Source organism: Rhodococcus sp. 06-221-2, from assembly GCF_002258365.1.
GTDB lineage: Bacteria > Actinomycetota > Actinomycetes > Mycobacteriales > Mycobacteriaceae > Rhodococcoides > Rhodococcoides fascians.
Map to the genome: position 1 here is coordinate 1 of NZ_NOYJ01000027.1, position 751 is coordinate 751.

General features: G+C 60.7%; 1 protein-coding gene. It reads left to right on the forward strand.

Features of this window, described 5'->3' with window-relative positions; all coding sequences use genetic code 11:
• Positions 1-751, forward strand: a 751-nt coding sequence (locus CH281_RS14795; protein WP_141214695.1) for a phosphopantetheine-binding protein, incomplete at both ends; no start/stop codon positions are given.

Genomic DNA, 751 nt, shown 5'->3' on the forward strand with positions numbered 1-751 from the left:
TGCGTTGTTTGTGTTGGATTCCGGTTTGCGGCGGGTTCCGATCGGTGTGGTTGGTGAGTTGTATGTCGCGGGGCGGGGTGTGGCACGCGGTTATGTGCGACGGCCGGGCTTGACGGCATCGCGATTCGTCGCGTGTCCGCTCGGCCCTTTGGGTTCGCGGATGTATCGCACCGGCGATCTGGTTCGTTGGAATCACGACGGCGAGCTGGAGTATGTGGGTCGCTCTGACGATCAGGTGAAGATTCGTGGTTACCGCATCGAAATCGGTGAAGTGGAAGCAACACTCGCTGCCTTGACCGGAGTGGAGCGTGCGGCAGTGGTGGCCCGTGATACCGATACCGGCAAGCAGTTGATTGGCTACGTCGTACCTACCGAGGTGTCTGCGGGAATCGATGGTGGGGCGCTGCGCGAACGAGTTGCCGCGCGATTGCCTGCGTACATGGTTCCGGCCGTGGTGATGGTCATCGACGAGTTGCCGTTAACTGTCAACGGCAAGCTGGACAAATGGGCGTTGCCCGAGCCGCAATTCGCCAGCGGCGTTCACAGAGCGCCGTCATCTCCGGTTGAAGAAATTATCTCCGGCATTTTCACGAAGGTTCTCGACCTGCCGCGAGTCAGCGTGGACGACTCCTTCTTCGACCTGGGCGGCAACTCGCTCTCTGCGATGCGTGTCGTAGCCGCCGTGCAGGAAACCTTCGACTGTGAAATCAGCGTCCGTGCACTCATGGAAGCCCCCACCGTAGCGGGCCTG